This window comes from Haloimpatiens lingqiaonensis, assembly GCF_901447495.1.
Classification (GTDB): Bacteria; Bacillota; Clostridia; order Clostridiales; family Clostridiaceae; genus Haloimpatiens; species Haloimpatiens lingqiaonensis.
Window position 1 is genome coordinate 1 of the sequence record NZ_CABDWS010000094.1, and the last position, 9,390, is coordinate 9,390.

The following is a 9,390-nucleotide window of genomic DNA, read 5'->3' on the forward strand; positions in this document are numbered from 1 at the left end:
TAGGGGTAAGTGTATCTATTTTTGCGACCTATCGGTCTGCGGGCTTACCAGCCCTTTAAGTAAATGTAAAAAGATACAATTCCAGTAAAAATAAAATTTTTACTGGAATTTAGGTGCTAAATCTCTGTGATTTTATTACATTAGTATGAAAAACTTGTGATATAATATTTATTAGGGATTTATATAAAAAAATAGATAATATTAGGTTAATCAGTAAGATTACCATATATTAAAAAAGTAATTAACTTGAACACTGAATATGTTTTTGTAGATGAAAAAGTCAGAAAAGGATTATGAAAAATTAATACTTTAAGAATCAGTATATATTGAAGACAAAGAAGTTATTGACTATTTAAAGAGTTCTTTTGTTAGAAACACTATCAATAAAAGAGAACTTGAGGTAATGATTAATATATTGCAATTAATTAGAAATAAATAGTAAAGGAGACAAAACTGTGGGAATTCATAATGACTTAACTTTTTTTACAAATGAACCAGAAAGAAATCTCTATGATCGATTCAATAAGATTCTACAATCAAATACGCAGTTTTACGATATGCTTGTAGGATATTTTAGAACTAGTGGATTTTATTTAATGTATCCATCAATGGAAGATGTTGAAAAGGTTAGAGTATTAGTTGGTTTAAATGTAGATGGAAAAACGGTTCAGATAATTGAAAAAGCTAAAGAAGAGCAAATGTCTTTTGAAATGTCACATAAGGAAGTAAGAGATGAATTTTCAGATGACGTAGCTGAAGAAATGCAAAATTCAGAAGACAGTTATCGAGTAGAGCAAGGAGTTAAAACTTTTATAAAATGGCTTCAAGCTGGGAAATTAGAAATGAGAGTATATCCCGAAGCACCTATACATGCTAAGGTATATATTATACGTAAAAATATGGAAAAAGTTCCAGATCAATATGGAACGGTTATTACAGGTTCAAGTAACTTTTCAAAAGCAGGACTTGTAAATAATCTTGAATTTAATGTTGAACTAAAGGATAGTAGGGATGTTGAATTTGCGCTAAATAAATTTGAAGAATTATGGGAGCGTTCAATAGATATTTCTGATGAATATGTAGAAGCAGTAAATGGAAAAACATGGATTAGAGGGGATATTACACCATACGAGTTGTTTTTAAAAACACTTTATGAGTATTTTAAAGAAGAGATTAATGAAGATAAAAATGAAACATGGGAGGAAATACTTCCTGATGGGTATATGAAGCTCCAATACCAAACAGATGCAGTAGTTCAAGCTAAAAAGATACTTAAAGCTTATAATGGGGTTTTTATAGCTGATGTAGTTGGATTGGGTAAAACCTTTATATGCGCTATGCTAGCACAAAGATTAAAAGGGAGAAAGTTAATTATATGTCCACCTGTGTTAAAAGAATACTGGGAAAGAACATTACAACAATTTGAAGTATCTGCTAAAGTTGAGTCATTGGGAAAGTTAGATAGTATTCTTGAAGATGAGGACTTAATGAAAAATATGAAGTATGTTTTTATTGATGAAGCACATAGGTTTAGAAATCAAAAAACTGAAAGTTTCCAGAAGCTTCATGAGATTTGCTATAATAAGAAAGTTATTTTAATTACAGCTACACCTCAAAATAACTATTCTAGTGATATAGCCAATCAAATTTATTTGTTTCAGCCTAAGAATAACAGTACTATCATACCAAATAATAAAAATATTGAAGCTTTTTTTAATCGCTTAGATAGTAAATTAAAAAAATTAGATAAGGGTACCGAAGAGTATTCAGAAACATTAAAAGCTAATTCTGAAATTATTAGAGACCAAGTGCTTAGAAATGTAATGATTAGAAGAACTCGTAATGAAATTATGGAATGCTATAAAGAAGACTTAGAAAAACAAGGATTAAAGTTTCCAGAATTGGGTGATCCAGAAAAGATTGTTTATACTTATGATGATGATATAGAAGCTGTATTTAATCATACAATGGAAAGCATTAAAAATCTTACATATGCAAGATATAAACCACTTACATATTTGGGAAATGTACCAAAAGAAATAGCTTCATTATTAGTATCGCAAAGAAATATGTCAGGATTCATGAAAACGATTTTAGTAAAAAGACTAGAAAGTAGTTTTGAAGCATTTAAAAAAACTTTACATAGATTTATAAAATCTTATGAAAAATTTTTAAAAATGTGCTTAGACGGTGAAGTATATATTAGTAAAAAAGTTGATGTATATGATCTTTTAGATAATGGTGATGATGAAAGGCTTATGGGACTAGTTGAAGAAAATATTGTTCAATATTATCCTATAAAAGCTTTTAAGAAAGAATTTATTCCTTCTATAAAATATGATTTGAATATATTGAGAGAACTTGAAAGCGAATGGGAAGAAATTATAGAAGATCCTAAAAAAGAACAGTTTTTGTTAGAGTTAAAAACAAATGAAAAAATAAAAGATAAGAAGGTTATTATTTTTACAGAATCAAAAGAAACAGCAGAGTATGTGGGAGAATATTTAGAAAAATATTATCCAGAAAAAGTATTAATCTTTAGTGGACAAGGTTCTCGAGCTATAAGGCAAGAAATAGAAGCAAATTATAATCCTAATTTTGCATATGAAAAGAAAAATGATATTCAATTTTTAGTAACTACAGATGTACTTGCAGAAGGTATTAACCTTCATAGGAGTAACGTTATTATTAATTATGATTTGCCATGGAATCCAACAAAAATCATGCAAAGGGTTGGGCGTATTAATAGGGTAGGAACAGAATATGATAAAATTTATGTTTTTAACTTTTTTCCAACTGCTCAAGCAAATGCTGAACTTCCATTAGAAGAAAACATTATACTAAAAATACAAGCTTTCCATGATACTTTAGGGGAGGATTTTAAGTATTTATCAGAGGATGAGGAGGTATCATCTCATAATCTTTATAAAAAACTAAATAGTAAGGATATACTCGAAGCAGAAGAAAATGATGATGTATATGAATTAAAATATTTAAAAATTATCAGAGAGGTTAGAGATAACGATGAAAACCTTTATGAAAAAATTAAAAAATTACCTCAAAAATCAAAAAGTGGAAGAATATTAAATGGTATTTCAGAAGATAAAACAGTTACATTCTTAAAAAAAGGTGCATTAAAAAAGTTTTTTATTGCAGACATTAAAGATTCAGAAGAAATTTCTTTCTTACAAGCAATGAAATATTTGGAAGTGGAGCCTAATGAGAAAAAAGTTAAAACACCTAAAACTTATTTTGAGCATTTGGAATTAAATAAATTAGGTTTTGAAATATCTCTTACAGAAGAGGAAGAGATTATTACAGAAAAAGCTTCTAAGGCAGGTAATGATGCAAAAGTAATAAGACTTTTAAAAACTATTTCTAGGTGTAAAGCATTTACAGATGAACAAGATATTTTAATAAAGAAGCTTAGAAACATATGGGAAGAAGGAAATGTTCCAGCAGGTATTTCAAAAGAGGTTCTTAAACAAACAAAAGGTATGAACGATTCAGTAAAAGTTTTCTATGAGATACAAGAAATTGTGCCAAAGAAGTATTTTGAAGAAAGAAAAGGAAAGAAAAAAGTAAACTTATCTGGAAATATGAAGGTTATACTTTCATCATACCTAAAAAAGGGGGATATAGAATAGATGAATGTTGCTAAAATAAATATTTTGCAAGATACATTTGAAAATAAATTTCATATTCAGCGTTTTAAAAAATTCACAAGAGAATTTTTTAATGAACCGGAGATGCTGAAAGAAGTTAGACATACAGGTATATGGAAAGAATATACTGACCATATAAAGGCTTATTACACTGTTGCTAAATATACAGATAATGAGGATAATAACTTGATTGTAATGGCGGTAGAATTAAAAAGAAATACAAGTATAGATAGAGCAAGAAGTATGCAGAGAAATTTTATTTCTAAGATTTTAGATGACAATGGCATGGAGGCTGCTATTGTAGCATTTTATACTGAAGATGAACCAAACTGGAGATTATCTTTTGTAAGATTGGATTATTCTTTTACAGAAAAAGGCATTAGTTTAGATTTAACACCAGCCAGAAGATATTCATATTTAGTAGGTGAAAATGAACCAAACCATACAGCTCAGGAACAATTATTACCTTTATTTGAAGATGATCGGCATAATCCAACATTAGATGAGATGGAAAAGGCATTTAGTGTAGAAAAAGTTACAAAAGATTTCTTTAATCAATATAAAGAAAAATATTTGGATTTAAAGGAATACCTAGAGCAAGATGCATCATTTATATCTGAAACTGAGAAATTAGGTTTTGATATAGTGAAATTTGCTGAACAATTTGCTAAAAAATTAATGGGGCAATTAGCATTTTTATACTTTTTGCAAAAAAAAGGATGGCTTGGTGTAAGAATAATGCCAGCATCACATACAATTTCAATGGATTCATTTAAGAAAATTTACAATGAACAGGACAGCGTTAACAAAAATATATTAGAAAAGGTATTTAAAAAAACCAAAGTTGGAAATATGAAATTATCATCTAAAGAGTTATTTATGATTGATGAGCATGAAGCAGAGCTTTTATCAGATTGTTTTATTGGTACAGAATATGATATGCCATGGGGAAGTGGAAATAGGAGATTTATTAGAGAGATTTTCGATTTTTGTGTAGAGAATACCAATAAGAATTTTTTTAATGATTATTTAGAGCCATTTTTTTATGATGCTTTAAACAGAAAAAGAAAGAATCAATATTTTAAAAGATTTAATTGTAAAATTCCGTTTTTAAATGGGGGATTATTTGAACCATTGGAAGGCTATCATTGGAGAGATGTAAATTTTGAAATTCCTAATAAACTTTTTTCAAATAAAGAGAAAAGAGGTAGAGAAGCTGATGGTATTTTAGATATATTCGATCATTTTAACTTTACAATGAATGAAGACGAGCCTCTTGAAAAAGAAGTAGCTATTGATCCAGAAATGTTGGGAAAAATATTTGAGAATTTATTAGATGTAAGTGATAGAAAATCTAAGGGAGCATTCTATACACCAAGAGAAATTGTTCATTATATGTGTCAAGAAAGTTTAATTAATTACCTTGTAAATGAAGTAAATGTACCGTATGAAGATATGAAAGAATTTATACTATATGGGGAATTAATTAGGGATGCGGATAGTCGAAAAGATGTAGGATATGGTAAAGAGTTTACAATTAAACAATCGATTTTTGATAATATTGTAAATATAGATGAAGCTTTAAAAAATGTTAAAGTGGCAGATCCAGCAGTTGGTTCAGGTGCATTTCCATTAGGAATGTTAAATGAAATTGTAAGGGCTCGAAATAATATTACAGAGTATATTATAAGAAAAGATAAAGAGGGCATATTTGGAAAACAATATGGGGAAGAATTTATTAGAAAATGGCGTTCTTCATACAAAATGAAATGGGATACTATTAAAAACAGTATATTTGCAGTAGATATTGAACCAAGCGCAGTGGATATTGCAAAGCTTAGATTATGGCTTTCCGTAGTAGTAGAGCAAGAAATTAATGAAGAAAATATAGAACCACATCCATTGCCTAACTTAGATATGAATATTCATGTTGGAAATAGTTTGATTGACGAATATGAAGGAATAAAGTTGTTTGACGAATCTATACTTTATAAACACGAGAATGGTGAAATAAAGAAGGCATATGAAGAAGTTGCAAGTGCGATACAAATGAGTTTATTAATTGATCATAGTGATGAAATGTTAAAGGAAATGTTTAATTTACAAGATAGATATTTTGATGAGGACAATAATGAAAAGAAAAAAGAACTTAAGAAAAAAATAGATGAAATTAGAGATAATTTAATAAGATATAAACTTCAAAGAGATGGAAATAAAGAGGGTTTAAAGAGATATGAAGAATCTTTAAGAAATAGGACAAGGCCTTATTTTATTTGGGAACTTGAATTTGCTAAGATATTTAAAGAGAAGGGTGGTTTTGATATTGTAATTGGGAATCCACCATATGTTGGAGAAAAGGGTAATAAGGAAATATTTAGACCAATTGCAAATACAAGCTTTGGTAAGAAGTATTATATCGGAAAAATGGATCTTTTTTATTTCTTTTTTCATAAAGGATTAGATATTGGTAATAAGAAATGCGAAATTGCATTAATTACAACAAATTATTATCCTACAGCTTTTGGGGCAAAAAGATTGAGAAGTGATTTTAAAGAAAGAGCACGAATAAGAAGATTGATTAACTTCAATGAATTAAAAATATTTGAATCTGCATTAGGACAACACAATATGATTACAGTTCTTACTAAAAGTAAGGAATTAGCCATTAAAGCTATTAATAGTATTTGCAAAGTAGGGGGGGTAGCAAATTCAAATGATTTAAAAAATATTTTAAATGGAAATGAGGGGAGTAATGATATATTTGATATTTTTGTTGTTTCTCAAGAAAATCTTTATGAAGGTCCTGAAGATTATATACGATTACAAGGTGAAACATCTAATAAAGAGAATTCAGTTAGTAGTATACTAGAAAAATTGAAAGCATCTGAGTATAGACTTAGTGATATAGCAGATGTTAGTCAAGGAATTGTTTCCGGTGCGGACAGAGTAACTAATGCACATCTGAAAAAATATTGTATATCAAGTCAGAAAGATGAGGGAATTTTTATATTGAGCCAAGATGAGGTGGACACTATTAATTTAAATGATTATGAAAAAAATTTTATAAAAAAAGTATACAAGAACTCGCATATAAGAAAATATAAGGTTGAATACCCAAAGGACAAAGTATTTGTGCTATATATGACAAGGGAAATAGATTTGCATAAAGCGAATAATATTATTAGGCATTTGGAAAGATTTAAGCCTATTTTATCATCTAAACGAGAAACAATTCAAGGAAGGTTACCTTGGTATAGTTTGCATTGGCCAAGAAATAAAAGCATTTTTTTAGCAAAAGAAAAAATAGTAAACTCAAGGAGAGCAAAGAGTAATATTTTTGGATTGGAGATAAATAAGTATTTTGAACAATCAGATATTATGATTACTGTTGTAAGAGAAAGCTTTCGAGAGCAATTTCCTACTAAGTATATACTTGCACTATTGAATTCAAAGGTGTATTATTTATGGCTAAAATATAAAGGCAAACTTAAAGGTGATTTGCTTGAGTTGTATGGACAACCATTGTTAGAATTGCCAATTATTGATTGTGACAAAATATATAAAGATAATATTGTAAGAATAGTAGATAAAATATTGAGTAGTGAAGATGATATTACAGAATTACAATGTCAAATAGATAACATTATATATGAAATTCTAAATTTATCCAAAGGTGAAATAAAGATAATAGAGGTGGAATTTTAAATGGCAGATATTAAATATGAAATAATAGAAAAAATAGGACAACTTTCAGAATCATCAAAAGGATGGACAAAAGAATTAAACCTAATCTCTTGGAGTGGAAGAGAGCCAAAATATGATTTAAGAGATTGGGATTCTGAACATAATAAAATGGGTAAAGGTGTTACTTTGACTGTTGAAGAATTGAAAAAGCTTAAGGATGTTCTTAATGAAATAGAATTATAAATATGTATTGATATGGGGGTTGTCCTGTGAGCGAATTTAAGGAACTACAAAAAGTTTTTTGCTTCATTACAACCTCTTTCAGGAAGTACCTTAGGAAATGTTACATAAATTAGGAACATATGATTGATAAGAACAAATAGTATAGATAAATTTTCTGCTAAATAATAATTAGTTAAGTTTAATAAAAATTTTTAAGGAGATATATTATGGATTATAGTGAATTTAAATGGTGTTTAAAGAAATTAAATTTAAAGCCTTTGGATGATATTCAAATTACATTAAAAAGTAGAAAGTATAAGGGAAAGATTACATTAATATCTGAAGATGATGATGCTGGAGAAGGCATGATATATTTGCAGCAAGGCAATGGAACTAAAAAGATTAAGAATAAAGGTATTGAGGATATTGTAGTACTGTAGAGTTAGTAATGTCATATAAAAGGAAGTTAAATAGAACCTATTTTTATACAATGAAGCGATTAATTATAAGGTTTTATAAGGTTATAGTTACTTTGAAAAATTGTAATAATCTATGATTGGGGATTTTATAATGAATTTAAAATTTTTATATAATCATAAAAAATCTAATTGTATAGGGGAACAGCTAAAACAAATAATAGTTGGTGCAAAAGATGAAATTATAATTATAGTACCATACATAGCTATGAATCAATTAATAAATATACTAGATACTTTAGATGGAATAAAAATAAAAATTTTAACAAGACTTTCATTGGAGGATTTTATAAATAATTCTTCAGATATAAATATATTAAATAAGTTAATTAAAAAAACTAATATCCAAATAAGGTATTATTCTAATCTTCATGCCAAAATCTATGTTATTGACGGAGAAAAGGCCATAGTTACATCAGCAAACTTTACTCAAAATGGCATGTATAATAATTTAGAATATGGAGTGTTGGTTGAAGGGGATTTAAAAGATATTATGCAGGATATAAATAATTTATGGAATAATGCTGGTGTAGTTAATGAGGAGTTAATAGCTTCAATACGAGAGGAAATAAATGTTTTAGAGACATGTAAAAACCGAAACCATAAAATAAAGGATGAAATTAGTAAAATAAATAACCAAATAATAGAGAATAAAAGAAGTCATCTGTATAAAAAAGTTAATTTTAATATTAAAAAAGTTGATAATAGCATTTCGGAAGATGAAGCTTTGAATTTTGTTATTAATGAATGTGGTATGAAAAACATTAGAGAAAAAATAATTGAGATTTATAATTTGATAAAGGCTAATATACCAAAGAATATAAGAGAGACTTGCTCTTTTAGATATAGAAAAAATGTAAGTAGAGTTGATATTGCTGCTAATATAATGAATTATAGAATTTTTCTTTTACCATATATGAAAAAGCCTGTAGTTGAAATAATATATCCTAAAAATGATTTTTATAATCTTAGGACTATAATATCACAAGAAAGGTTTAGCAGCCAGAAAAAGTCTCCCGTTTCACTCCAACTTTTTTCTGGCACTACCCCAGAGGTGTAAATTTTGCCAATAATTCAATCTATTTCAAAACCCCTTCATACTCATAACAGGCATTCCCTAACAATTAAATTGATTAGGTATATTTACATTATATAGTGTATAATTGTAAATAATATATTAGTTAGTGTTTTGTATGATAAGGAGGTTGCCTAAAATATGAATATTGATTATGTTCATCTTTATACAGAAGAGGAATTTGAAGAAATTCAAGCAAAATATGATGGAAAGGCTGAATATGATAATGGACTAATATACTTAAGTTCAAATACATCTATACGCCATA

At 27.8% G+C, this 9,390-nt stretch carries 5 protein-coding genes; all 5 read left to right on the forward strand.

All coding sequences use genetic code 11. The features are described 5' to 3' along the window. The first annotated feature begins 455 nt into the window (after nucleotides 1–455). The 5 genes from FGK85_RS13485 to FGK85_RS13505 all read left to right on the forward strand — a co-directional run bounded on the left by FGK85_RS13485 (nucleotide 456) and on the right by FGK85_RS13505 (nucleotide 9,107). Nucleotides 456–3,647 carry a helicase-related protein gene (locus FGK85_RS13485; RefSeq protein WP_138207471.1) on the forward strand — a complete coding sequence of 1,064 codons (3,192 nt, stop codon included), beginning with the start codon at nucleotides 456–458 and terminating at the stop codon, nucleotides 3,645–3,647. Beyond that, nucleotides 3,648–7,370, forward strand: coding sequence for an Eco57I restriction-modification methylase domain-containing protein (locus FGK85_RS13490; RefSeq protein ID WP_138207473.1), 3,723 nt, complete (start codon nucleotides 3,648–3,650; stop codon nucleotides 7,368–7,370). Next, entirely contained in the window at nucleotides 7,371–7,592 is a 222-nt protein-coding gene (locus tag FGK85_RS13495) for a YdbC family protein (RefSeq protein ID WP_138207475.1), read from the forward strand. 206 nt (nucleotides 7,593–7,798) lie between these two features. Beyond that, complete coding sequence (locus FGK85_RS13500; RefSeq protein ID WP_138207477.1) at nucleotides 7,799–8,011, forward strand: hypothetical protein; 213 nt, start codon at nucleotides 7,799–7,801, stop codon at nucleotides 8,009–8,011. Nucleotides 8,012–8,141: 130 nt separating this feature from the next. Then, nucleotides 8,142–9,107, forward strand: coding sequence for a phospholipase D family protein (locus FGK85_RS13505; RefSeq protein WP_171011436.1), 966 nt, complete (start codon nucleotides 8,142–8,144; stop codon nucleotides 9,105–9,107). Nucleotides 9,108–9,390 lie beyond the last annotated feature (283 nt).